Annotated in this window: 21 protein-coding genes and 1 rRNA gene; 19 read left to right on the top strand and 3 right to left on the bottom strand. The window is 50.7% G+C overall.

The window, feature by feature from the left end; genetic code table 11:
- Positions 1–52: 52 nt before the first annotated feature.
- A complete protein-coding gene (gene csrD, locus OGX91_RS04860; protein ID WP_005121373.1) occupies positions 53–1,993 on the bottom strand; it encodes an RNase E specificity factor CsrD in 1,941 nt (646 codons plus the stop codon).
- Between the two features lie 225 nt (positions 1,994–2,218).
- Between csrD and acuI the strand changes: the two genes are divergently transcribed.
- The 12 genes from acuI (at position 2,219) to OGX91_RS04800 (ending at position 12,692) form a co-directional block, all read left to right on the top strand.
- A complete protein-coding gene (gene acuI, locus OGX91_RS04855; RefSeq protein ID WP_005121374.1) occupies positions 2,219–3,193 on the top strand; it encodes an acrylyl-CoA reductase (NADPH) in 975 nt (324 codons plus the stop codon).
- A gap of 119 nt (positions 3,194–3,312) precedes the next feature.
- Positions 3,313–4,317: a protein-methionine-sulfoxide reductase catalytic subunit MsrP gene (msrP, locus tag OGX91_RS04850; RefSeq protein WP_005121375.1), complete on the top strand. Its 1,005-nt coding sequence runs from the start codon at positions 3,313–3,315 to the stop codon at positions 4,315–4,317.
- Positions 4,318–4,917 (top strand): protein-methionine-sulfoxide reductase heme-binding subunit MsrQ, encoded by a 600-nt coding sequence (gene msrQ / locus OGX91_RS04845; protein WP_040234173.1) that lies wholly within the window; start codon positions 4,318–4,320, stop codon positions 4,915–4,917. It abuts the gene before it with no gap.
- Between the two features lie 392 nt (positions 4,918–5,309).
- A complete protein-coding gene (accB, locus tag OGX91_RS04840; RefSeq protein WP_005121378.1) occupies positions 5,310–5,780 on the top strand; it encodes an acetyl-CoA carboxylase biotin carboxyl carrier protein in 471 nt (156 codons plus the stop codon).
- Between the two features lie 10 nt (positions 5,781–5,790).
- Positions 5,791–7,140 carry an acetyl-CoA carboxylase biotin carboxylase subunit gene (accC, locus tag OGX91_RS04835; RefSeq protein WP_003828838.1) on the top strand — a complete coding sequence of 450 codons (1,350 nt, stop codon included), beginning with the start codon at positions 5,791–5,793 and terminating at the stop codon, positions 7,138–7,140.
- 107 nt (positions 7,141–7,247) lie between these two features.
- Positions 7,248–7,490 (top strand): YhdT family protein, encoded by a 243-nt coding sequence (locus OGX91_RS04830; protein WP_005121379.1) that lies wholly within the window; start codon positions 7,248–7,250, stop codon positions 7,488–7,490.
- The gene (gene panF / locus OGX91_RS04825; RefSeq protein ID WP_005121380.1) at positions 7,480–8,931 is read left to right on the top strand and encodes a sodium/pantothenate symporter; all 1,452 of its coding nucleotides are present in this window, start codon (positions 7,480–7,482) and stop codon (positions 8,929–8,931) included. Before OGX91_RS04830 ends, panF begins: the two co-directional genes overlap by 11 nt.
- Positions 8,932–8,942: 11 nt before the next feature.
- Positions 8,943–9,824 (top strand): 50S ribosomal protein L11 methyltransferase, encoded by an 882-nt coding sequence (gene prmA, locus OGX91_RS04820; protein WP_005121381.1) that lies wholly within the window; start codon positions 8,943–8,945, stop codon positions 9,822–9,824.
- 360 nt (positions 9,825–10,184) lie between these two features.
- Positions 10,185–11,150 (top strand): tRNA dihydrouridine synthase DusB, encoded by a 966-nt coding sequence (dusB, locus tag OGX91_RS04815; protein WP_003025224.1) that lies wholly within the window; start codon positions 10,185–10,187, stop codon positions 11,148–11,150.
- Between the two features lie 25 nt (positions 11,151–11,175).
- On the top strand, positions 11,176–11,472 hold the full coding sequence (gene fis, locus OGX91_RS04810; RefSeq protein ID WP_000462905.1) for a DNA-binding transcriptional regulator Fis: 297 nt from the start codon (positions 11,176–11,178) through the stop codon (positions 11,470–11,472).
- Positions 11,473–11,560: 88 nt separating this feature from the next.
- Positions 11,561–12,445 carry an adenine-specific DNA-methyltransferase gene (gene yhdJ / locus OGX91_RS04805; RefSeq protein ID WP_286625600.1) on the top strand — a complete coding sequence of 295 codons (885 nt, stop codon included), beginning with the start codon at positions 11,561–11,563 and terminating at the stop codon, positions 12,443–12,445.
- Between the two features lie 82 nt (positions 12,446–12,527).
- A complete protein-coding gene (locus OGX91_RS04800) occupies positions 12,528–12,692 on the top strand; it encodes a DUF2556 family protein (RefSeq protein ID WP_003025279.1) in 165 nt (54 codons plus the stop codon).
- A 45-nt stretch (positions 12,693–12,737) separates the two neighbouring features.
- On the opposite strand, the gene envR is transcribed toward OGX91_RS04800, so the two are convergent.
- On the bottom strand, positions 12,738–13,394 hold the full coding sequence (gene envR, locus OGX91_RS04795; RefSeq protein WP_040234175.1) for an acrEF/envCD operon transcriptional regulator: 657 nt from the start codon (positions 13,392–13,394) through the stop codon (positions 12,738–12,740).
- Positions 13,395–13,802: 408 nt separating this feature from the next.
- Here envR and OGX91_RS04790 point away from each other — a divergent pair, with 408 nt between their 5' ends.
- From OGX91_RS04790 to OGX91_RS04760, 7 genes are all read left to right on the top strand, one after another.
- The gene (locus tag OGX91_RS04790) at positions 13,803–14,963 is read left to right on the top strand and encodes an efflux RND transporter periplasmic adaptor subunit (protein WP_286625597.1); all 1,161 of its coding nucleotides are present in this window, start codon (positions 13,803–13,805) and stop codon (positions 14,961–14,963) included.
- An 11-nt stretch (positions 14,964–14,974) separates the two neighbouring features.
- Positions 14,975–18,088: an efflux RND transporter permease subunit gene (locus tag OGX91_RS04785; protein ID WP_286625596.1), complete on the top strand. Its 3,114-nt coding sequence runs from the start codon at positions 14,975–14,977 to the stop codon at positions 18,086–18,088.
- A 271-nt stretch (positions 18,089–18,359) separates the two neighbouring features.
- Entirely contained in the window at positions 18,360–18,581 is a 222-nt protein-coding gene (locus tag OGX91_RS04780; protein WP_003025292.1) for a lipoprotein, read from the top strand.
- A 460-nt stretch (positions 18,582–19,041) separates the two neighbouring features.
- Entirely contained in the window at positions 19,042–20,067 is a 1,026-nt protein-coding gene (locus tag OGX91_RS04775) for an amino acid ABC transporter substrate-binding protein (protein ID WP_005121390.1), read from the top strand.
- Positions 20,068–20,136: 69 nt separating this feature from the next.
- On the top strand, positions 20,137–21,318 hold the full coding sequence (locus OGX91_RS04770; protein WP_005121391.1) for an amino acid ABC transporter permease: 1,182 nt from the start codon (positions 20,137–20,139) through the stop codon (positions 21,316–21,318).
- 9 nt (positions 21,319–21,327) lie between these two features.
- Entirely contained in the window at positions 21,328–22,431 is a 1,104-nt protein-coding gene (locus tag OGX91_RS04765; protein WP_155021905.1) for an amino acid ABC transporter permease, read from the top strand.
- Between the two features lie 7 nt (positions 22,432–22,438).
- Positions 22,439–23,197 carry an amino acid ABC transporter ATP-binding protein gene (locus OGX91_RS04760; RefSeq protein ID WP_005121393.1) on the top strand — a complete coding sequence of 253 codons (759 nt, stop codon included), beginning with the start codon at positions 22,439–22,441 and terminating at the stop codon, positions 23,195–23,197.
- A gap of 88 nt (positions 23,198–23,285) precedes the next feature.
- On the opposite strand, the gene rrf is transcribed toward OGX91_RS04760, so the two are convergent.
- Positions 23,286–23,367: ribosomal RNA gene (rrf, locus tag OGX91_RS24170) — 5S ribosomal RNA — on the bottom strand; the annotation flags it as partial.

The following is a 23,367-nucleotide window of genomic DNA, read 5'->3' as shown; positions in this document are numbered from 1 at the left end:
CCCAGAAGGCACAGCGCGCGTTATTCTACGTGAAAACAAATTAAACGGCAGGTTAAACCGAGTATCTTTGCGAATATTTTTTCACGTTTGTGTCAAGTGGCTGTGATGCGGCAAAAAAATCACCCTGCCCACCCGCGACTCCACGTTCGGTCAGGGTATGCCACTCGCTGCGCGAACGAACGCCCGTGGCATAAACCTGCGTTGGCGTTCCGGTACACGTCTCTACCAGGCTCTGAACCAGCAACTGATTTTCCGTTCGCTTATCAATGTTTCTCACCAGACTGGGATGAAGCTTCAACAATTCGACATTCAGCTCTTTGATCCAGCTGGTACTCACCAACGTTAAACCGGCCTGCGTAACGGCGATACGTACGCCAAGCGCATCCATCAATCGGATAACCGGTTGTAACCGGCTGATGTGTTGACAAACATCCGCCTCAGCAAGTTCAATAATTATGCGTTTACGTAGCGATTTTTCGCACTGCATCAGCGTATCTCGCAGCCAACGCTGAAAACGTGGGCGAATGAGCGATTCAACCGTCGTCTGCATCGCCAGATTTTCCTGCGGCCAGTAACCCAAAAGCAGGATGAGACGGCTTAACTGCAGACGGTCATACTCTTCCGCCAGACCAAATTGCAGCACCATCGGCATATATTCCGCCGAGATGACCTCTTCGCTGCCATCGAAAATACGGCACATAAGCTCGCGATGGTGCACCCGCCCTTCACGCGTTACGGCAGGTTTTTGATAAATTCGCGGTCCGCCCCGACTGAGCATCTGCTCAATCAGCGTTCGCCAGCGCACATTGCCCCGGCCTTTTTCCGGCAGAGAGTCGTCATACACCGACCAACTGTTCCCGCCTTGTAATACTGAATTCCGGGTGGCCGCCTCAGCGTGATCCATAACTTGTTCAGTAGATTGACCGCTGCGACAGACACAAATGCCAATATGAACCATATCGGCACGATCGATCATTTTATTAGCCGGAAGTGCATCCACCGCCTTTAAGAGTTGCCCGGCAATGCTTTCCGCTTCTTTTAACGTGCGGTGTGGCAGCAGGATGGCAAAATCACTTCGGTGGTAACGCGCTAACAGTGCGCCTGGATAGCGCATCATAAAGGTGGACAACAAATTGATAAGCGTTGAAATTTGTTCTTCCGCCTGGGTAATGCCCCAGCTCTCGCGTAGCAGCGTAAAGTCCGGCAGACGAACCATCATCACCACACCATGCGAGCCGACTTTTTCCTGATCCTCCAGCAGCGTCGCCAGTTGGTTATCAAAGAACAAGCGGTTGCTCAGCCCCGTTTTTGTATCCTGCGCGACATAGGAGCGAATTAGCGTATCCAACCTGCTGCGCTGCTCACGAGCATTTTGAATTTCGGTCAGTAGCATGTCGAGCGCACTACTGGTACGCGCTGGCCACTCATAGACCGTTCCCCGCACATTTGGCCCGCGTTCACCGTTGAGGATCCGCGTTGAACGAATCTCCAGTAATTCCTGTCCGGACAGTTGACGTTGAAGCCAGCGTACCGACAAAAACAGCATCAGGATAATAAAGCCTATCGATAGCGTAAGCGGTGCCGTGGTCATCAACGAATGGAAATAGTTGCCCATCGGATCCTGGTAAACCATACGCAGCGACATCCCCGGATGCTTGACCAATGGCACGGTGAGATCGCGATAAAGGTTATTCGTCCCCGCCGGGCGGTAGCTGCTGGTTCGGGAATGGCTATAAACAACGCGGTCACCCTGAAGCAATTCAATACGGACGATATCAACCGAAATCATTAATTCATCAATTTGCGGCGTTAAGGACACGACATCCCTGGTGACCAGATGGGTATCGATCGCCGTCGCGACGGCATGGACGCGAGTGGTGAACTTATATTGAATAGCGTTATAGAAACTCAGCGAGCAACCTATCAGCGTCACGAAAATCGTTAACCCGGTAAGCAGCGTGACAAAGGCTGAAAATTTCGTCGTTAATCGCATCCTTGTGTTAACTCCGACAGTGATGAATCAGGTGTGAAAGTGAAAAAGCGACACGAAAATGCAAAACTGAACGCGAAATCCGTCAATTTACACAAATAATGTGGGCATACTACCAAATCAGGTATATCTGGCAATTTATTGCGCAGAATCGGCATCATGTTTTAATTAGCGAGTATAGTCTTCACAGATAATTTTCCAATCCACTATATGAATTGAGGACAGGTTATGCAGGCTTTGATCTTAGAACAGCAGGACGGAAAAACCCTCGCATCCGTTCAACCCCTCGACGAAAATCAGCTACCTGAAGGCGATGTGACGGTGGATGTTCACTGGTCGAGCCTGAACTATAAAGATGCCCTCGCCATCACCGGCAAGGGTAAAATTATCCGCAATTTTCCGATGATTCCTGGTATCGATTTCGCCGGTACCGTACGCACAAGTGAAGATCCTCGTTTTCATGCAGGTCAGGAAGTCTTACTGACCGGATGGGGCGTGGGTGAGAATCATTGGGGTGGGCTGGCCGAACGCGCTCGTGTGAAAGGCGACTGGCTGGTTGCGCTGCCAAAAGGACTGGACGGTCGCAAAGCCATGGTCATTGGCACCGCCGGTTTTACCGCGATGCTGTGCGTCATGGCGCTTGAAGATGCCGGTATCCGCCCGGAAGACGGCGAAATCGTCGTCACCGGCGCCAGCGGTGGTGTAGGCAGTACTGCCGTTGCGCTACTGCACAAACTGGGTTACCAGGTTGCGGCAGTATCGGGCCGCGAAAGCACCCACGACTACCTGAAAAGCCTGGGAGCCAACCGCATTCTGGGTCGTGATGAGTTTGCTGAATCTCGTCCGCTGGAAAAACAACTGTGGGCGGGTGCCATTGATACCGTTGGCGACAAAGTGCTGGCAAAAGTACTGGCGCAGATGAACTATGGCGGTTGTGTTGCCGCCTGTGGTCTGGCTGGCGGTTTTGCGCTACCCACCACGGTGATGCCGTTTATTCTGCGCAACGTGCGTTTACAGGGCGTCGACTCCGTGATGACGCCTCCGGCTCGTCGTGCACAGGCCTGGCAACGTCTGGTTAACGACCTGCCAGAGTCGTTCTATACCCAGGCAGCGACAGAAATCACGCTTGCCGATGCACCGAAGTTTGCCGATGCCATCATCAATAACCAGGTGCAGGGCCGTACGCTGGTGAAGGTGCAATAAAACAATTCGCAGATACAAATTTACATTTAATTAACTAAATTTCTCTGCACATTGACGGACTCCCTGCCATAGTAACTACGCGCCAGTATGAGCCTTTGCGCGTATGTCGGGAGTCCGTTATGAAGAAAATACGTCCGTTCACTGAAGCCGATGTAACAGCCGAGTCGGCTTTTTTTATGCAGCGCCGCCAGGTGTTGAAAGCGCTGGGTATCAGCGCCGCCGCTTTGTCTTTGCCCTTTTCTGCCGAGGCCGATCTTCTGAGCTGGTTTAAAGGCAATGACCGTCCGCCCGCGCCTGCCGGTAAACCCCTTGATTTCACCAAGCCGACAGCCTGGCAAAATACGCTTCCTTTAACACCAGAAGATAAAGTTTCTGGCTATAACAACTTCTACGAGTTCGGCCTCGACAAAGCCGATCCTGCAGCCAATGCCGGCAGTCTGAAAACCGATCCCTGGACGCTGAAAATCAGCGGTGAAGTCGCTAAACCGTTGACGCTCGATCATGATGACTTAACCACCCGTTTCCCACTGGAAGAGCGTATATATCGAATGCGCTGTGTTGAAGCCTGGTCGATGGTCGTACCGTGGATTGGTTTTCCTTTACATAAACTGTTAGCGCTGGTTGAACCCACCAGCAATGCAAAATATGTCGCGTTCGAAACACGCTATGCTCCCGAAGAGATGCCGGGACAGAAAGATCGCTTTATTGGCGGTGGGTTAAAATATCCCTATGTTGAAGGGCTACGTCTGGATGAGGCCATGCATCCGCTCACGCTGCTTACCGTGGGCGTGTATGGCAAGGCACTTCCGCCACAAAATGGTGCCCCTATTCGCTTAACGGTGCCATGGAAATACGGGTTTAAAGGCATTAAGTCGATCGTCAGTATTAAACTGACGCGTGAACGCCCGCCAACCACCTGGAATATGGCTGCGTCCGATGAATACGGTTTTTATGCCAATGTGAATCCGCATGTCGATCATCCCCGCTGGTCACAAGCGACTGAACGCTTCATCGGCGCGGGCGGCATACTGGATGTACAGCGCCAGCCCACGTTGCTGTTTAACGGCTATGCAAAGGAAGTCGCTTCCCTGTACCGGGGTCTCGATCTGCGGGAGAATTTTTAAGTGCGCCTGACTGCAAAACAGATTACCTGGCTGAAAGTTTGCCTGCATCTTGCCGGACTTTTACCGTTTCTCTGGCTATTTTGGGCGGTAAATCATGGGGGACTGAGCGCCGATCCGGTCAAAGACATTCAGCACTTTACCGGTCGGACAGCTCTGAAATTCTTACTGGCTACCTTGCTGGTCGCGCCGTTGGCGCGCTACGCTAAACAGCCATTATTGATACGCACGCGTCGCCTGTTAGGGCTATGGTGTTTTGCCTGGGCGACATTACATTTAACCAGCTATGCGCTCCTGGAGCTGGGCATTAATAATCTGGCGTTGTTAGGACGGGAGTTAATCACGCGACCTTATTTGATGCTGGGTATTGTCAGTTGGGTCATCTTATTCGCCCTCACCTTAACCTCTACACAGGCAGCCCAGCGAAAACTGGGTAAATATTGGCAGTATCTGCACAACTTCGTCTATCTTGTGGCGATCCTGGCACCCATACATTATATGTGGTCGGTAAAAATTATCTCTCCACAACCGATTATTTATGCCGCACTTGCAGCGGTGCTGTTAGCCTACCGCTACAAGAAGTTTCGCCAGTGGTGGCGGTAGTTTCACGATATGTGCAGTACGTTGCAAAACACAGACGAACCCATGTTCTTTACATGCCAGCGGTTGATTATCTTCCCTGATAAGACCAGTATTTAGCTGCCAATTGCTACGAAATAGTTATAATGTGCGCCTTTGCTCTCCCCGGTAGCGTTTTTACAGCGCAGAAAGGGTGACAATCGCATATTGAAGGTATATTTTGTCTTTTACCCGAAAATGACAGAAGATAGCCGCACAATGACTAACAAGTCTGGCAATCTCATATAATGGCCGCAGCACGCAGTGCAACGCCTGAGATGCGTGGCATCTTGTCACTCACTGTTATAAAAATGCTATACAGACGGCGGTAAAACGCCTGTCACAATCTCACTAAACAAAGAGTACGGAACCCACTCATGGATATTCGTAAGATTAAAAAACTGATCGAGCTGGTTGAAGAATCAGGCATCTCCGAACTGGAAATTTCTGAAGGCGAAGAGTCTGTACGCATCAGCCGTGCAGCGCCAGCTGCAAGTTTTCCAATGATGCAACAGGCTTATGCTGCACCAGTGATGCAGCAGCCAGCTCTGTCTAACGCTGTTGCACAGACTGCTACTCCAAGTATGGAAGCGCCGGCAGCAGCGGAAATCAGTGGTCACATCGTACGCTCCCCAATGGTTGGTACGTTCTACCGCACCCCGAGCCCGGACGCGAAAGCGTTCATCGAAATCGGCCAGAAAGTCAATGCGGGCGATACCCTGTGCATCGTTGAAGCCATGAAAATGATGAACCAGATCGAAGCCGACAAATCCGGCGTAGTGAAAGCGATTCTGGTAGAAAGTGGTCAACCGGTAGAATTTGACGAGCCGCTGGTCGTCATCGAATAACGAGGCGAACATGTTGGATAAAATTGTCATCGCTAACCGCGGCGAGATTGCCTTGCGTATTCTTCGTGCCTGTAAAGAACTGGGCATCAAGACTGTCGCAGTGCACTCAAGCGCGGATCGCGATTTAAAACACGTATTGCTGGCGGATGAGACGGTCTGTATTGGCCCGGCTCCGTCCGTAAAAAGCTATCTGAACATCCCGGCAATCATTAGCGCCGCTGAAATCACCGGCGCGGTGGCAATTCACCCGGGTTATGGCTTCCTCTCTGAGAACGCCAACTTTGCTGAACAGGTAGAACGTTCCGGCTTTATCTTCATCGGCCCGAAAGCCGACACTATCCGCCTGATGGGCGACAAAGTGTCTGCGATCACCGCCATGAAGAAAGCTGGCGTACCGACCGTTCCAGGCTCTGACGGCCCGCTGGGCGACGACATGGACGCTAACCGCGCGCATGCTAAACGCATCGGTTATCCGGTTATCATCAAAGCCTCCGGCGGCGGCGGCGGTCGCGGTATGCGCGTCGTGCGCAGCGATGCCGAACTGGCACAATCCATCTCCATGACCAAAGCGGAAGCGAAAGCGGCTTTCAACAACGACATGGTCTACATGGAGAAGTACCTGGAAAACCCACGCCACATCGAAATTCAGGTGCTGGCAGACGGTCAGGGTAACGCGATTTATCTGGCTGAGCGTGACTGCTCCATGCAGCGTCGTCACCAGAAAGTCGTCGAAGAAGCACCAGCACCGGGCATTACCCCGGAACTGCGTCGCTACATCGGCGAGCGTTGCGCCAAAGCGTGCGTTGATATCGGCTATCGTGGGGCAGGTACTTTCGAGTTCCTGTTCGAAAACGGCGAGTTCTACTTCATTGAGATGAACACCCGTATTCAGGTTGAACACCCGGTAACTGAAATGATCACCGGCGTTGACCTGATCAAAGAGCAGCTGCGTATCGCTGCGGGACAACCGCTGTCCATCAAGCAGGACGAAGTTGTGGTTAAGGGCCATGCGGTGGAATGCCGTATCAACGCCGAAGACCCGAACACCTTCCTGCCAAGCCCGGGTAAAATCACGCGTTTCCACGCGCCGGGTGGATTTGGTGTGCGCTGGGAGTCTCATATTTACGCAGGCTACACTGTACCTCCGTACTATGACTCAATGATCGGTAAGCTGATTTGCTACGGCGAAAACCGCGACGTCGCTATCGCCCGCATGAAAAACGCATTGCAGGAACTGATCATCGATGGCATCAAAACCAACGTTGATCTGCAGATCCGCATCATGAATGACGAGCACTTCCAGCATGGTGGAACCAATATCCACTATCTGGAGAAAAAACTCGGACTTCAGGAAAAATAAGCGTGCGTTAATCGAAAAGGCCGGAAATTCCGGCCTTTTGTTTTTCTCCCCTCCCGTACGCGCCATAAGGTACAATCCCCGCTTTCTTTATCCACAAGGGACAAAAAATGGACGCTCGTTTTGTTCAGGCCCATAAAGAGGCGCGCTGGGCGCTGTGGCTGACCCTTTTATACCTTGCCGCATGGTTAGTGACTGCTTACTTACCAGATTCAACCCTCGGTTTTACCGGCTTACCGCACTGGTTCGAAATGGCCTGCCTGCTAACACCGTTGGTTTTCATCGTACTGTGCTGGGCGATGGTGAAGTTTATCTATCGCGACATTCCGTTGGAGGATGACGATGCAGCTTGAAGTTATTTTGCCGCTGGTCGCCTATCTGTTGGTGGTCTTCGGTCTCTCTGTTTACGCCATGAGAAAGCGCATGACCGGCACTTTCCTGAATGAATATTTCCTCGGCAGCCGCTCGATGGGCGGGGTCGTGTTAGCCATGACGCTAACAGCAACCTACATTAGCGCCAGCTCGTTTATTGGCGGCCCTGGCGCCGCTTATAAATACGGGTTGGGATGGGTATTACTGGCGATGATCCAGTTGCCTGCAGTTTGGCTCTCTTTGGGGATCCTCGGGAAGAAATTCGCCATTCTGGCGCGCCGTTACAACGCCGTAACCCTTAACGACATGCTGTTTGCCCGCTACCAGAGCCGTCTGCTGGTCTGGCTGGCAAGTCTTAGCCTGCTGGTCGCGTTTGTCGGAGCAATGACCGTACAGTTTATTGGCGGCGCACGTTTGCTGGAAACCGCCGCGGGCATTCCTTACGAAACCGGTCTGCTAATCTTTGGCGTCAGTATCGCCTTATATACGGCGTTCGGTGGATTTCGCGCCAGCGTACTGAATGACACGATGCAGGGCATGGTGATGCTGATTGGTACTATCGTTCTGCTGGTCGGCGTCGTTCATGCCGCCGGTGGCCTTAGCAATGCAGTGGTAACCCTGCAAACCATCGACCCTAAACTGGTCTCGCCGCAGGGCGCGGATGACATTCTGTCACCCACGTTTATGACCTCATTCTGGGTACTGGTGTGCTTTGGCGTCATTGGCCTGCCGCATACGGCGGTACGCTGTATCTCCTATAAAGACAGCAAAGCGGTGCACCGCGGAATTATCATCGGCACCATCGTAGTGGCGATCCTGATGTTTGGGATGCATCTGGCGGGTGCATTGGGACGTGCGGTGATCCCTGACCTGACGGTACCGGATCTGGTTATCCCAACTCTGATGGTCAAAGTGTTGCCACCGGTAGCTGCCGGTGTCTTCCTCGCAGCGCCCATGGCCGCGATCATGTCGACGATCAATGCCCAATTGCTGCAAAGCTCCGCTACGATCATTAAGGATCTGTACCTGAATCTTCGTCCGGAACAGTTGAAAAACGAAACCCGGCTGAAGCGCATGTCGGCCGTGATTACCCTGCTGCTCGGCGCGTTACTGCTGCTGGCTGCCTGGAAACCGCCAGAGATGATTATCTGGCTTAACCTGCTGGCATTTGGCGGGCTGGAAGCGGTCTTCCTGTGGCCGCTGGTGCTGGGCCTGTACTGGGAGCGCGCAAACGCGGCAGGCGCATTGAGCGCGATGATTGTCGGCGGCGTGTTGTATGCCGTACTCGCGACCTTTAACGTTCAGTACCTGGGCTTCCATCCGATCGTGCCCTCGTTGCTGATAAGCTTGCTGGCTTTCCTGATCGGCAACCGTTTCGGTTCCACCGTTCCGCAAGCCACCATATTGACTACTGATAAATAAAGAGTTTTGCCATGCCATGGATCCAACTAAAACTGAACACGACCGGTGCCAACGCTGAAGAGTTAAGCGATGCGTTGATGGAAGCGGGCTCCGTTTCCATCACTTTCCAGGATACGCATGATACGCCGGTGTTCGAGCCTCTGCCGGGCGAGACTCGCCTGTGGGGCGATACCGATGTTATCGGCTTGTTCGACGCAGAAACCGACATGAAAGAAGTCGTTGCCATTCTGGAGCAGCATCCGCTGCTGGGTGAAGGCTTCACGCATAAAATCGAGCAGCTTGAAGATAAAGACTGGGAACGCGAATGGATGGATAACTTCCATCCGATGCGCTTTGGCGAACGCCTGTGGATTTGCCCGAGCTGGCGCGATGTCCCGGATGAGAATGCCGTCAACGTGATGCTGGACCCGGGTCTGGCGTTTGGTACCGGCACTCACCCCACCACCTCTCTGTGCCTGCAATGGCTGGATGGTCTCGATCTTAACGGCAAAACGGTTATCGACTTTGGCTGCGGCTCCGGCATTCTGGCCATTGCGGCACTGAAACTGGGCGCAGCGAAAGCCATCGGCGTGGATATCGATCCACAAGCGATTCAGGCCAGCCGTGATAACGCCCAGCGTAATGGCGTTTCTGAGCGTCTGGAGCTTTATCTGCCGAAAGACCAGCCAGAAGCGATGAAAGCCGACGTAGTGGTCGCCAACATCCTCGCGGGCCCATTACGTGAACTGGCGCCGTTAATCAGCGTACTGCCCGTTGAGGGAGGTTTACTGGGGCTTTCAGGCATTCTTGCCAGCCAGGCTGACAGTGTCTGCGAAGCCTATGCCGATCTCTTTACGCTCGATCCGGTCATCGAAAAAGAAGAGTGGTGTCGTATTACCGGTCAGAAAAAATAATCTTCACTCGTTACTATCGCTAGCCCCAAAATCGCTTTCGCTTTCGCAAAATGATTTGCGGAAATGAGAGCGAGATCGCATTACAAAGTCACTATTTGTTCACAAAAACAGCTTTTTATCCTGATGTCCTGAGCCTGAGCGCAATAAAAAAAGAGAAGTTTTCGGAATTTATAAACAGATGATAAATCAGCGCGACTACGTATCATAATGATTATTAAAGCTTTTAATTTGAAACTGTGTACTTAGTCAGCAATTCATTGATCCACCTCAGTGGATTGGTCAAAGTTTGGCCTTTCATCTCATGCAAAAAATGCGTAATATACGCCGCCTTGCAGTCACAGTATGGTCATTTCTTAACTCATGCGCATCGGACAATACCAGCTCAGAAATCGCCTGATCGCAGCACCTATGGCTGGCATCACTGACAGACCATTCAGGACGCTGTGCTATGAGATGGGAGCAGGATTGACGGTATCCGAGATGATGTCTTCTAACCCGCAGGTTTGGGAAAGCGACAAATCTCGTTTACGTATGGTGCACGTTGATGAGCCAGGAATTCGCACGGTGCAAATTGCCGGTAGCGACCCTGTTGAGATGGCTGATGCCGCACGTATTAACGTGGAAAGCGGCGCCCAGATTATTGATATCAATATGGGGTGTCCGGCTAAAAAAGTGAATCGTAAGCTCGCAGGTTCAGCCCTCTTGCAGTACCCGGATTTAGTGAAATCGATACTAACCGAGGTCGTCAATGCAGTGGACGTTCCTGTCACACTCAAGATTCGCACCGGCTGGGCTCCGGAACACCGTAACTGCGTAGAGATTGCCCAACTGGCTGAAGACTGTGGCATTCAGGCTCTGACCATTCATGGACGCACCCGCGCCTGTTTGTTCAATGGAGATGCTGAGTACGACAGTATTCGGGCAGTTAAGCAGAAAGTTTCCATTCCGATTATCGCGAATGGCGACATTACTGACCCGCATAAAGCCAGAGCTGTACTCGACTATACGGGGGCGGATGCCCTGATGATAGGACGTGCAGCTCAGGGAAGACCCTGGATCTTTCGGGAAATCCAGCATTATCTGGACACTGGGGAGCTGCTGCCCCCGCTGCCTCTGGCAGAGGTGAAGCGCTTGCTTTGTGCGCATGTTCGGGAACTGCACGACTTTTATGGTCAGGCAAAAGGGTACCGAATTGCGCGTAAACACGTATCCTGGTATCTCCAGGAACACGCTCCGGATGACCAGTTTCGGCGCACATTCAACGCCATTGAAGATTCCAGCGAACAGCTGGCGGCGTTGGAGGCATACTTCGAAAATTTTGCGTAAACAGAAATAAAGAGCTGACAGAACTATGTTCGAACAACGCGTAAATTCTGACGTACTGACCGTTTCTACCGTTAACTCTCAGGATCAGGTAACTCAAAAACCCCTGCGTGACTCGGTTAAACAGGCACTGAAGAACTATTTTGCTCAATTGAATGGTCAGGATGTTAACGATCTCTATGAGCTGGTACTGGCTGAAGTAGAACAGCCCCTGTTGGACATGGTGATGCAATACACCCGCGGTAACCAGACCCGTGCTGCCCTGATGATGGGCATCAACCGTGGTACGCTGCGTAAAAAACTGAAAAAATACGGCATGAACTGATACTAATCAGTTAAGTGTTTGTTTTAAAAGGCGCTACTCGGCATGGGGAAGCGCCTTTTTTATTGACGTCATACGGGAGGCTTTGGCGATGAACGCGAGATGTGAACCTGTCTATTTTGGCGATGAATCTAAAAAGATAATCCTGGGTGATGCGCTGACCGAACTGAAAAAGCTGCCGTCTGAAAGCGCCGAGCTCGTTTTTGCCGACCCACCTTATAATATCGGTAAAAACTTTGACGGAATGGTGGAATCCTGGGATGAAGAGAGCTTTTTGGCATGGCTGTTTGAATGCATTGACGAGTGTCATCGGATTCTCAAACCACACGGCACCATGTACATCATGAACAGTACGGAGAACATGCCGTACATCGACCTCAAATGCCGCCAGCTTTTTACCATCAAAAGCCGTATTGTGTGGGCCTATGATAGCTCAGGGGTGCAGGCCAAAAAGTACTTTGGTTCGATGTATGAACCGATCCTGATGATGGTAAAAGATCAGAAAAACTATACGTTTAATCGCGATGATATTCTGGTGGAAGCCAAAACGGGCGCTCAACGCGCGCTGATAGACTACAGAAAGAACCCACCCCAGCCATACAATCAGAAAAAAGTGCCTGGCAATGTCTGGGAGTTTCCCCGCGTTCGCTATCTGATGGACGAATACGAAAACCACCCCACGCAGAAACCCAAAGCCCTGCTGGAGCGCATCATTCTGGCTTCCTCCAACCCAGATGACAAAGTGCTGGATCCGTTTGCCGGTAGCTTCACAACCGGTGCCACTGCCGTGGAATTAGGTCGCAAGTTTGTCGGGATTGAAATCAATGCCGAATACGTAAAAATGGGGCTCAGAAGATTGAGTATTGGTTCTCATTTTTCAGAGATTGAACTTGCAAAGGTGAAAAAGCGTAAGACCAAAAATCTGTCTAAAAAGAGTCGATTACCAGAAAAGAGCGGTGGAATTTCAGCAAAGTAAAAGCATTGTAAGTCTGCTTTTCAGCTTTTAGATTTCGTGTATATTCCCTGCACGCTTGGGCATGAATACACAGGATTTGGTAATGATTCGCAAGTATTGGTGGCTGGTTGTTTTTGCGGTTTTCGTTTTTCTTTTTGATGCGCTACTTATTCAGTGGATAGAGCTGATGACGACAGAGCACGACAAGTGTCGGAATATGAACTCGGTGAATCCCCTTAAGCTGGTCAACTGCGTCGATCTCGAATAGCGCCACCAACCCCGCTTCAGCAGCCGTCAGGCCTGGCGGCTAAAACTACCCTACCTGACTCTCACTCTGCGTTAATTGCCTTACGATACCATCTGGGCTTAACATTTTTAATACATTATCAACTAATACTGGCGCTTGTTTATAAAGATCATAACTCATTGGATTAATGAGCCAGTTTTTAACGATGCCACTAAAACTGCCATGAAGAATAATTATTATAATGTCTAAATCAAGACCGGTGGCGATAAGCCCGTCGTCCATACATTTCTGCAAGGCAATACGCATACCAAGATGGTTGATACCAATTTTTTCACGAATAGCCTGTTCCGATATCATATCATTATGGAATTCACATTTATGATATAAAATCTGCATTAATGCCTGCTGTCGAGGATTCTCAGCAATATATTGCAAACCCACAACTAATCTTTCTTGTAGCCGCTGTAATGGGTTATCTCCCCAACGGCCCACAAGCCGCTCTTGAATAAGATCGCGCAAGGGCGGCTGCTGTAACCAAAGCTCATTAAAAAGCTGCGTTTTATTTTCGAAATGCCAATAGAGCGCTCCCCGGGTAACGTTGGCCGCATCCGCGATGTCGTTGAGCGTCGTATTACTCACACCACGCGCGGCGAACTGTACAATCGCTGTTTCAATCAGGAGCTGACGCGTTTTGAGGGCATCAGCTTTCGTTTTTCTGACCATAGTTTCGAATGCCTGAGGCAGAGTAGATAATGATTAACTTTCTTATTTAATATTTACTATACGGAATAAATGTACCACCGGGCAATTATTTAAACGAGTTCTAAACTATTTCATTGCGTGGATTACACACAAATAATCAAAACGAATAAAAAACATCAATCCATTCACCAATTATATAATCATTTCAATATGTATTTATACGCATCATAACATTGCGATTAACAACATAATAAATCAGTACTTGATTACTCTTTTTTGTTTTTATGTGCCGTGCATCGTCCCCGTAAATAAGTATTGCTTACATCGCAAGCTAATAATTTGTAGGATAGCCAACTATTATTTTTGTGCACGTTATCTCCCTTGCCTCACCCGGTAAATAACGAGCTTTCGGTTTTTTAAGGAATCGTAATGACGAAAAATGCCAGGTTCTCACTCCTGCCCTCATTCATCATCATCTCCGCTGCATTACTCGCCGGTTGTAACGATCAGGGGGATACACAAGCTCATCCTGCCGAGCCACAGGTTACTGTCCATGTCGTTGAGTCGGCCCCTTTAGCCGTGACGACTGAATTACCGGGACGAACAACCTCATTCCGTATTGCTGAAGTCCGTCCTCAGGTCAGCGGGATTGTACTTAAACGGAATTTCACCGAAGGGAGTGATGTTGAAGCAGGTCAATCGCTTTATCAGATCGATCCCGCAACCTACCAGGCAGACTATGACAGCGCCAAAGGTGAGCTGGCGAAGAGTGAAGCGGCTGCTGCAATTACGCATTTAACGGTAAAACGTTATGTTCCGCTGGTTGGCACTAAGTACATCAGCCAGCAAGAGTACGATCAGGCCATTGCTGATGCCCGCCAGGCCGATGCATCCGTAATAGCAGCAAAAGCCGCGGTCGAAAGCGCACGTATTAACCTGGCCTACACCAAAGTGACATCGCCCATTAGCGGACGGATCGGTAAATCTAACGTCACCGAAGGCGCATTAGTCACTAATGGTCAGGCAACAGAGTTAGCCACCGTTCAGCAACTTGATCCTATTTATGTCGATGTCACGCAGTCCAGCAACGACTTTATGCGCCTCAAGCAATCAGTTGAGCAAGGGAGCCTGCATAAAGACGATGCCAGCAGTACCGTCGAACTGGTGATGGAAAATGGCCAGTCGTACCCGCTGAAAGGCTCTTTGCAATTTTCTGACGTGACGGTTGATGAAAGCACCGGTTCGATCACCCTCAGGGCCGTATTCCCTAACCCGCAGCACACGCTGCTACCGGGCATGTTTGTGCGCGCGCGCATTGATGAAGGCGTCCAGCCGAATGCCATTCTTGTTCCGCAACAGGGAGTAACGCGTACGCCTCGCGGCGATGCCACCGTGATGATCGTTAACGACAAGAGTCAGGTTGAGTCTCGCGCCGTCGTTGCCGCACAAGCCATTGGCGACAAGTGGCTCATCAGCAAAGGCCTGAAACCGGGAGACAAAGTTATCGTGAGCGGCTTACAGAAAGCACGCCCTGGCGTTCAGGTTAAAGCAACCGCCGATACCGAAACCCCAGCCACGAAAGCCCAATAAGGTAACCGGACATGGCTAACTTTTTTATCAGGCGTCCTATTTTTGCCTGGGTACTGGCCATCATTCTGATGATGGCGGGGGCTCTGGCAATCATGCAACTCCCTGTGGCACAGTACCCGACCATTGCTCCCCCTGCGGTTGCCATTACCGCCACCTATCCAGGTGCGGATGCGCAGACGGTACAGGACACTGTTACGCAGGTTATCGAACAGAATATGAACGGTATCGATAACCTGATGTATATGTCCTCCACCAGCGACTCCGCCGGGAGTGTGACCATCACGCTGACCTTCCAGTCTGGTACCGACCCCGATATCGCCCAGGTTCAGGTGCAAAACAAACTGCAGCTCGCCACGCCGTTACTGCCGCAGGAAGTCCAGCAGCAGGGGATCGGCGTTGAGAAATCCAGCAGCAGCTTTTTAATGGTCGCGGGGTTTGTTTCTGATAACCCGCAAACCACGCAGGATGACATTTCCGACTACGTCGCCTCAAACGTTAAAGACTCAATCAGCCGTCTTAATGGCGTGGGTGACGTGCAACTGTTTGGCGCGCAGTACGCTATGCGTATTTGGCTGGATGCGAACTTGTTGAACAAGTACCAGCTTACGCCGGTTGATGTGATCAATCAGTTGAAAGTCCAGAACGATCAAATTGCCGCGGGTCAGTTAGGGGGGACGCCTGCATTACCTAACCAGCAGCTTAACGCTTCTATCATTGCGCAAACGCGACTGAAAGATCCTGAAGAGTTCGGCAAAGTCACTTTACGTGTGAACAGCGATGGTTCGGTTGTTCACCTGAAGGATGTTGCGCGGATCGAGTTGGGTGGTGAGAACTACAACGTCGTGGCGCGTATTAACGGTAAGCCTGCATCTGGCCTCGGTATTAAGCTGGCAACCGGGGCAAACGCGCTGGATACCGCTAACGCCATCAAAGCCAAGCTGGTTGAGCTGCAACCGTTCTTCCCGCAGGGAATGAAGGTAGTCTATCCGTACGACACCACGCCGTTTGTGACCATCTCCATTCATGAAGTGGTGAAAACGCTGTTTGAGGCGATCGTACTGGTGTTCCTGGTCATGTATTTGTTCCTGCAGAACATCCGGGCAACACTCATTCCAACTATCGCGGTACCCGTCGTGTTGTTGGGTACATTTGCCGTACTTGCCGCGTTTGGCTACTCGATAAACACCCTGACGATGTTCGGGATGGTGCTCGCCATCGGTCTATTGGTCGATGATGCGATAGTGGTGGTGGAAAACGTCGAACGTGTGATGATGGAAGATAATCTGCCGCCTAAAGAGGCGACGGAAAAATCTATGTCACAAATTCAGGGAGCGCTGGTCGGTATCGCCATGGTGCTGTCTGCGGTCTTTATCCCGATGGCCTTCTTTGGTGGGTCGACAGGTGCTATCTACCGGCAGTTCTCCATCACCATTGTTTCCGCCATGGCGCTTTCTGTACTGGTCGCACTGATCCTGACTCCCGCACTTTGCGCAACGCTGCTGAAGCCGTTATCAGCCGAGCATCACGAGAAAAAAAGCGGTTTCTTTGGCTGGTTTAATGCCAAATTTGATCACAGCGTCAATCACTACACCAATAGCGTCAGCGGTATTGTGCGTAAAACCGGGCGTTACCTGGTTGTCTACCTGATCATCGTGATCGGCATGGCGGTGCTGTTTATGCGTCTGCCGACCTCCTTCCTGCCGGAAGAAGATCAGGGCGTATTTATGACCATGATCCAGCTCCCGGCGGGGGCAACACAAGAGCGCACCCAGAAAGTGCTGGATCAGGTCACCCAGTATTATCTGAACAATGAGAAAGCTAACGTCGCAAGCGTCTTCACGGTTAACGGCTTTAGCTTCAGCGGTCAGGGGCAAAACTCCGGTCTGGCGTTCGTCAGCCTCAAGCCCTGGAATGAGCGTAGCGGAGAGGAAAACAGCGCCGAAGCGGTCATTGCGCGCGCCACTCGCGCCTTCAGCCAGATCCGCGATGGACTGGTCTTCCCCTTCAACATGCCGGCTATTGTTGAGCTGGGTACCGCAACCGGCTTCGACTTCGAGCTGATCGATCAGGGTGGTCTGGGACATACGGCGTTAACGCAAGCACGTAACCAACTGCTGGGTATGGTGGCTAAACACCCAGATTTGTTAGTCCGCGTGCGTCCGAACGGCCTGGAAGATACTCCCCAGTTCAAACTGGACGTCGATCAGGAGAAAGCGCAAGCGCTGGGCATTTCGCTGTCGGACATTAACGAGACGATCTCTGCATCGTTGGGCGGCTATTACGTCAATGACTTTATTGACCGCGGCCGGGTGAAGAAAGTGTACGTTCAGGCGGATGCTAAATTCCGCATGCTGCCAACGGACATCAGTAATTTGTATATCCGCAGTGCCAATGGTGAGATGGTTCCGTTCTCTGCGTTCAGCGCATCGCATTGGATCTATGGTTCACCCCGCCTGGAGCGTTACAACGGTATGCCATCCATGGAAATACTGGGGGAAGCCGCGCCGGGTCGAAGTTCCGGTGAAGCGATGGCGCTGATGGAAAGCCTGGCGGAAAAACTGCCAAACGGCATTGGTCATGACTGGACGGGTATGTCCTATCAGGAACGACTGTCAGGTAACCAGGCGCCTGCGCTGTATGCCATCTCGCTAATCGTTGTCTTCCTTTGCCTTGCTGCATTATATGAAAGCTGGTCGATTCCCTTCTCGGTTATGCTGGTTGTACCGCTCGGTGTGGTTGGTGCGTTGTTAGCTGCATCGCTGCGTGGGATGAATAACGACGTCTACTTCCAGGTGGGTCTGCTAACCACTATTGGACTCTCGGCTAAAAACGCCATCCTGATCGTTGAGTTTGCCAAAGACCTGATGGATAAAGAGGGCAAAGGGTTGATCGAAGCCACTCTGGAGGCATCGCGCATGCGTCTTCGCCCTATTCTGATGACATCCCTGGCATTTATTCTGGGGGTTATGCCACTGGTTATCAGCCACGGTGCGGGTAGCGGGGCGCAAAACGCTGTCGGCACAGGCGTAATGGGGGGAATGCTGACCGCAACATTGTTGGCTATCTTCTTTGTCCCCGTCTTCTTTGTTGTCGTCAGACGGCGTTTTAGTCGGCACAATGATTAATTTGTAAAATAAAGGCGTCTTCGGACGCCTTTTTCACCGATGATGCCCCTCTTTATTTATTAATAAGATAGCCATTTATTTCTTTTTAATCCTTCCTGGATGCTCGCTCGCCGCCTTTCTTTTTATCCATTATTTTTACAATCCACATGAATTGAGATTATTCCTCATGTCAGTCTTTTTTTAAGCGGTGGTAAAATAATTGCCGGGTTCGCAGATGGCTTAGCGTTTGTCTTTGCTCAATTAGCGAAACGCTTATTTTTGAGGTAACACCATGAAAAGATTAATATCCGTTGCATTGCTAACCGCATTTCTGGCCGGCTGCGCACACGATTCTCCTTGCGTACCTGTATACGACGATCAGGGGCGCCTGGTTCATACCAATACCTGTATGAAAGGCACCACTCAGGATAACTGGGAAACTGCCGGTGCCATCGCCGGTGGCGCAGCAGCCGTTGCCGGGCTGACGCTTGGGATAGTCGCCCTGACCAAATAAATCTTCTTAAAAGCGCGGTGATTACCGCGCTTTTTGCAATAAAATTTAAATTTTCATATAAGACAAAAAGTTGGAATATAGCACTCAACGTATAATAAAATTATTATAGATTTCTCTCACATATCCACGATTTGAAATTAGCATTTTTTCTGATCTTCGTAACACCACATTTTCTTTCCATTACTCTCACGCTATCAATATTAACGTCCGAAATCGTTATCATGCGTCCTGTCTGATTTTTAAATTTTTTGCGCCAAAATGTGGCTTACGTTTCAATTTTGCACCACTTCAGGGCGCTGCATTTATTTTTTCCTGTCTACACTCTGCATATTGCGTCGAATAATCGTGCGCAAAAACCTGGCACTACCTTTGCTTAGAAGAGTATGGCCATAGCCACAGACAGGAAAAAGACGTTTTCAGAACGTTTCCATAACAATAATTCCTCCACACAGGATGCTCTATGAAAAAGATGATAATAGCCAGCCTGGCTACGGCCGGCGTGCTGCTTGCGGTTGCAAATCAGGCACATGCCGGCGCAACTCTCGATGCCGTAAAGAAAAAGGGGTTTGTGCAGTGTGGTATCAGTGATGGCCTGCCTGGTTTTTCTTACGCTGATGCAAGCGGTAAATTCTCTGGTATTGATGTCGATGTATGTCGTGGCGTTGCCGCTGCCGTATTTGGTGATGACAGCAAAGTAAAATATACCCCACTCACCGCCAAAGAACGCTTTACCGCACTACAATCTGGCGAAGTCGACATGCTCTCTCGTAATACCACATGGACCTCCTCTCGTGATGCAGGAATGGGAATGTCTTTCACTGGCGTAACGTATTACGACGGCATTGGTTTTCTTACCCACAATAAAGCGGGCCTGAAGAGCGCTAAAGAACTGGATGGCGCAACGGTTTGTATTCAGGCAGGAACAGATACTGAACTGAATGTGGCCGACTACTTTAAAGCCAATAACATGAAGTATACCCCTGTCACCTTTGATCGTTCTGATGAGTCCGCTAAAGCGCTGGAATCAGGGCGCTGCGATACGCTTGCTTCCGACCAGTCTCAGTTGTACGCCCTGCGGATCAAACTGAGCAACCCCGCAGAATGGATTGTACTGCCAGAAGTTATTTCTAAAGAACCACTGGGGCCAGTCGTGCGTCGTGGTGACGATGAGTGGTTCTCGATTGTTCGCTGGACGTTGTTCGCTATGCTGAACGCCGAAGAGATGGGTGTTAACTCAAAAAATGTTGACGAAAAAGCGGCAAATCCTGCAACACCGGATATGGCGCACCTGTTAGGTAAAGAGGGGGACTATGGCAAGGATCTGAAACTTGATAACAAATGGGCTTACAACATTATCAAGCAGGTAGGTAACTACTCGGAGATCTTTGAACGTAACGTTGGATCGGAAAGCCCGTTGAAGATCAAGCGTGGACAGAACAACCTCTGGAATAACGGCGGCATTCAATATGCGCCACCAGTGCGCTAATGCGTAGTGATGTAATGGGCGCCGCTTCCGCGGCGCTCAGTCCAGAGTCATAGTTACCGAGGTTTTCTTATGTCCCATCGCCGCTCAACCGTAAAAGGATCGTTATCCTTTTCTAACCCTGCGGTCCGCGCCTGGTTATTTCAAATACTCGCTGTGATTGCGGTCGTTAGCATTGCGGTCTATCTCATCCATAACACCATTAATAACCTGAGCAGTCGCGGTATTACCTCGGGATTTTCTTTTCTCGAACGCAGTGCCGGATTTGGTATCGTCCAGCATCTGATTGATTACGAGCAAGGCGATACATATGGCCGCGTCTTTATCGTCGGTCTGCTTAATACACTGTTAGTCTCCGCATTGTGCATTGTTTTCGCATCATTTCTCGGCTTTTTTCTCGGACTGGCACGGCTGTCGGATAACTGGTTACTACGAAAGCTCTCTACGATCTACATCGAAACGTTCCGCAATATCCCGCCATTGCTGCAGATCTTCTTTTGGTATTTTGCCGTATTACGGAATTTGCCCGGACCGCGGCAGGCTGTTAGTGCCCTGGATCTGGTCTTTCTGAGCAATCGTGGGCTCTACATTCCGGCACCACAGATGGGAGAAGGTCTGATTACCTTCTGTGCCGCAATCGTGCTTGCCGTCATCATCACCATTGGGTTATTCCGCTTCAACAAAATGCACCAGACCAAAACAGGCCAGTTACGCCGAACATGGCCAACAGCCCTGGTGCTAATCATGTTTCTACCGATGATTTCACATTGGATTTTCGGTGCGGCGCTGCACTGGGATATCCCTGAACTGCGCGGGTTTAACTTCCGGGGCGGTATGGTGCTTATTCCCGAACTGGCTGCCCTGACGCTGGCGCTTTCGGTGTATACCTCAGCGTTTATTGCAGAAATTATTCGGGCAGGAATTCAGGCTGTTCCTTATGGGCAACATGAAGCCGCACGTTCGCTGGGCCTGCCAAATCCGGTAACGTTGCGCCAGGTGATCATCCCGCAAGCGCTGCGCGTCATCATTCCCCCATTAACCAGCCAGTATCTGAACATCGTCAAAAACTCCTCACTTGCGGCCGCCATTGGCTACCCGGATATGGTGTCATTGTTTGCCGGTACTGTGCTCAATCAAACAGGACAGGCCATCGAAACTATTGCCATCACCATGTCGGTGTACCTGATCATCAGCCTGAGCATTTCTCTGCTGATGAATATTTATAACCGCCGTATTGCACTGATTGAGCGCTAAGGAGCCATGATGACAAAAGCACTGCTGCCTCACCCCGCGCGCCAGAGCAGCAACCCGGCTAGCCGCAGTCTACTCTGGGTGCGTAAAAACCTGTTCTCCAGCTGGTCAAATAGTCTGCTCACGCTGTTATGCGTATGGCTGATTTGGTCATTTCTTCCGCCACTGCTGAACTGGGCATTCCTGCAGGCCAACTGGGTCGGTTCGACCCGAGCAGACTGTACCAAAGCCGGAGCCTGCTGGGTGTTCATTCATGAACGCTTTGGGCAATTCATGTATGGACTTTATCCCCACGATCAGCGCTGGCGCGTCAATCTGGCCCTGATTATTGGTCTGCTTTCCATCATCCCGATGTTCTTGAAAATCATCCCTCACCGTGGCCGCTATATCGCCATCTGGGCAGTAGTGTATCCCCTTACAGTCTGGTGGCTAATGTACGGTGGTTTTTTCGGGCTTGAGCGCGTAGAAACCCGCCAGTGGGGTGGATTAACACTGACGCTTATCATCGCATCCGTGGGTATTGCAGGTGCGCTTCCGTGGGGCATTTTACTGGCGTTAGGCCGCCGTTCTCATATGCCGATCGTGCGTGTTTTATCGGTCATTTTCATTGAATTCTGGCGTGGAGTACCGCTTATAACTGTCCTGTTTATGTCCTCAGTCATGCTCCCGCTATTTATGTCGGAGGGTACAACTATCGACAAACTTATTCGGGCACTGGTTGGTGTCATTCTTTTCCAGTCAGCCTATGTTGCTGAAGTGGTACGCGGAGGATTACAGGCCTTACCAAAAGGTCAATATGAAGCGGCTGAATCACTGGCGCTCGGGTACTGGAAAACGCAGGGGTTGGTTATTCTTCCCCAAGCGCTGAAGCTGGTCATTCCAGGCCTGGTCAATACCATCATCGCGCTATTCAAGGATACCAGCCTGGTCATTATCATCGGCCTGTTTGATCTCTTTAGCAGCGTCCAGCAAGCAACTGTCGACCCGGCCTGGCTGGGAATGTCGACAGAAGGATATGTTTTCGCTGCACTGATTTACTGGGTTTTCTGTTTCAGCATGTCGCGCTATAGCCAGCATCTGGAAAAACGTTTTAACACCGGGCGTACACCGCACTGAGGAATTTATGAGCCAAATAGTAATGCCGTCCACTGACGCGATGATTACGCTGGAAAACGTCAACAAATGGTATGGGCAGTTTCATGTCCTGAAAAATATCAACCTGCAGGTAAAACAGGGAGAGCGTATCGTATTGTGCGGGCCTTCTGGTTCCGGAAAATCGACGACTATCCGCTGTATTAACCATCTGGAAGAACATCAGCAAGGGCGTATTGTCGTGGATGGAATCGAGCTCAACGAAGATATCCGCAATATCGAACGTGTCAGACAGGAAGTTGGCATGGTCTTTCAGCACTTTAATCTCTTCCCTCATTTAACGGTTCTACAAAACTGCACACTGGCTCCTATTTGGGTACAAAAGATGCCGAAGAAAGAAGCCGAAGTGCTGGCAATGCACTACCTTGAGCGGGTCCGCATTGCTGAACATGCACATAAGTATCCCGGGCAAATTTCCGGTGGTCAGCAACAGCGTGTCGCTATTGCGCGCTCGCTGTGCATGAAACCTAAAATCATGCTGTTTGATGAACCCACGTCAGCGTTAGATCCCGAAATGGTAAAGGAAGTGCTGGATACGATGATTGGCCTGGCGCAATCGGGAATGACCATGCTGTGTGTAACACATGAAATGGGGTTCGCCCGCACGGTGGCGGATCGGGTGATCTTTATGGATCTTGGAGAGATTGTCGAACAGGCACCTCCAGATGAATTTTTTTCCCACCCTAAATCCGAACGAACTCGTGCCTTTTTGTCGCAGGTTATACATTAAATACATCGGCTGGCTACAGTTCCGGATTTTGTTCCGCGTATAAACGCAAAAAGGCCATCCTGACGGATGGCCTTTTCACTTATTTGATGTCTGGCAGTTCCCTACTCTCGCATGGGGAGACCCCACACTACCATCGGCGCTACGGCGTTTCACTTCTGAGTTCGGCATGG

This window comes from Citrobacter sp. Cpa228, from assembly GCF_030333085.1.
In the GTDB taxonomy this organism is placed as follows: domain Bacteria; phylum Pseudomonadota; class Gammaproteobacteria; order Enterobacterales; family Enterobacteriaceae; genus Citrobacter; species Citrobacter pasteurii.
The sequence above is the reverse complement of the archived record's forward strand: the minus strand, read 5'-3'. Positions and strand labels throughout refer to the sequence as shown.

Bases quoted from the DNA above. Each gene is read 5' to 3' on its own strand.
- dusB (WP_003025224.1), top strand. From the start codon at position 10,185: ATGCGCATCGGACAATACCAGCTCAGAAATCGCCTGATCGCAGCACCT.
- fis (WP_000462905.1), top strand. From the start codon at position 11,176: ATGTTCGAACAACGCGTAAATTCTGACGTACTGACCGTTTCTACCGTT.
- csrD (WP_005121373.1), bottom strand. From the start codon at position 1,993: ATGCGATTAACGACGAAATTTTCAGCCTTTGTCACGCTGCTTACCGGG.
- OGX91_RS04765 (WP_155021905.1), top strand. From the start codon at position 21,328: ATGACAAAAGCACTGCTGCCTCACCCCGCGCGCCAGAGCAGCAACCCG.
- OGX91_RS04790 (WP_286625597.1), top strand. From the start codon at position 13,803: ATGACGAAAAATGCCAGGTTCTCACTCCTGCCCTCATTCATCATCATC.
- accB (WP_005121378.1), top strand. From the start codon at position 5,310: ATGGATATTCGTAAGATTAAAAAACTGATCGAGCTGGTTGAAGAATCA.
- accC (WP_003828838.1), top strand. From the start codon at position 5,791: ATGTTGGATAAAATTGTCATCGCTAACCGCGGCGAGATTGCCTTGCGT.
- OGX91_RS04780 (WP_003025292.1), top strand. From the start codon at position 18,360: ATGAAAAGATTAATATCCGTTGCATTGCTAACCGCATTTCTGGCCGGC.
- yhdJ (WP_286625600.1), top strand. From the start codon at position 11,561: ATGAACGCGAGATGTGAACCTGTCTATTTTGGCGATGAATCTAAAAAG.
- prmA (WP_005121381.1), top strand. From the start codon at position 8,943: ATGCCATGGATCCAACTAAAACTGAACACGACCGGTGCCAACGCTGAA.
- msrP (WP_005121375.1), top strand. From the start codon at position 3,313: ATGAAGAAAATACGTCCGTTCACTGAAGCCGATGTAACAGCCGAGTCG.
- OGX91_RS04770 (WP_005121391.1), top strand. From the start codon at position 20,137: ATGTCCCATCGCCGCTCAACCGTAAAAGGATCGTTATCCTTTTCTAAC.
- acuI (WP_005121374.1), top strand. From the start codon at position 2,219: ATGCAGGCTTTGATCTTAGAACAGCAGGACGGAAAAACCCTCGCATCC.
- OGX91_RS04775 (WP_005121390.1), top strand. From the start codon at position 19,042: ATGAAAAAGATGATAATAGCCAGCCTGGCTACGGCCGGCGTGCTGCTT.
- envR (WP_040234175.1), bottom strand. From the start codon at position 13,394: ATGGTCAGAAAAACGAAAGCTGATGCCCTCAAAACGCGTCAGCTCCTG.
- panF (WP_005121380.1), top strand. From the start codon at position 7,480: ATGCAGCTTGAAGTTATTTTGCCGCTGGTCGCCTATCTGTTGGTGGTC.
- OGX91_RS04760 (WP_005121393.1), top strand. From the start codon at position 22,439: ATGAGCCAAATAGTAATGCCGTCCACTGACGCGATGATTACGCTGGAA.
- OGX91_RS04830 (WP_005121379.1), top strand. From the start codon at position 7,248: ATGGACGCTCGTTTTGTTCAGGCCCATAAAGAGGCGCGCTGGGCGCTG.
- OGX91_RS04800 (WP_003025279.1), top strand. From the start codon at position 12,528: ATGATTCGCAAGTATTGGTGGCTGGTTGTTTTTGCGGTTTTCGTTTTT.
- OGX91_RS04785 (WP_286625596.1), top strand. From the start codon at position 14,975: ATGGCTAACTTTTTTATCAGGCGTCCTATTTTTGCCTGGGTACTGGCC.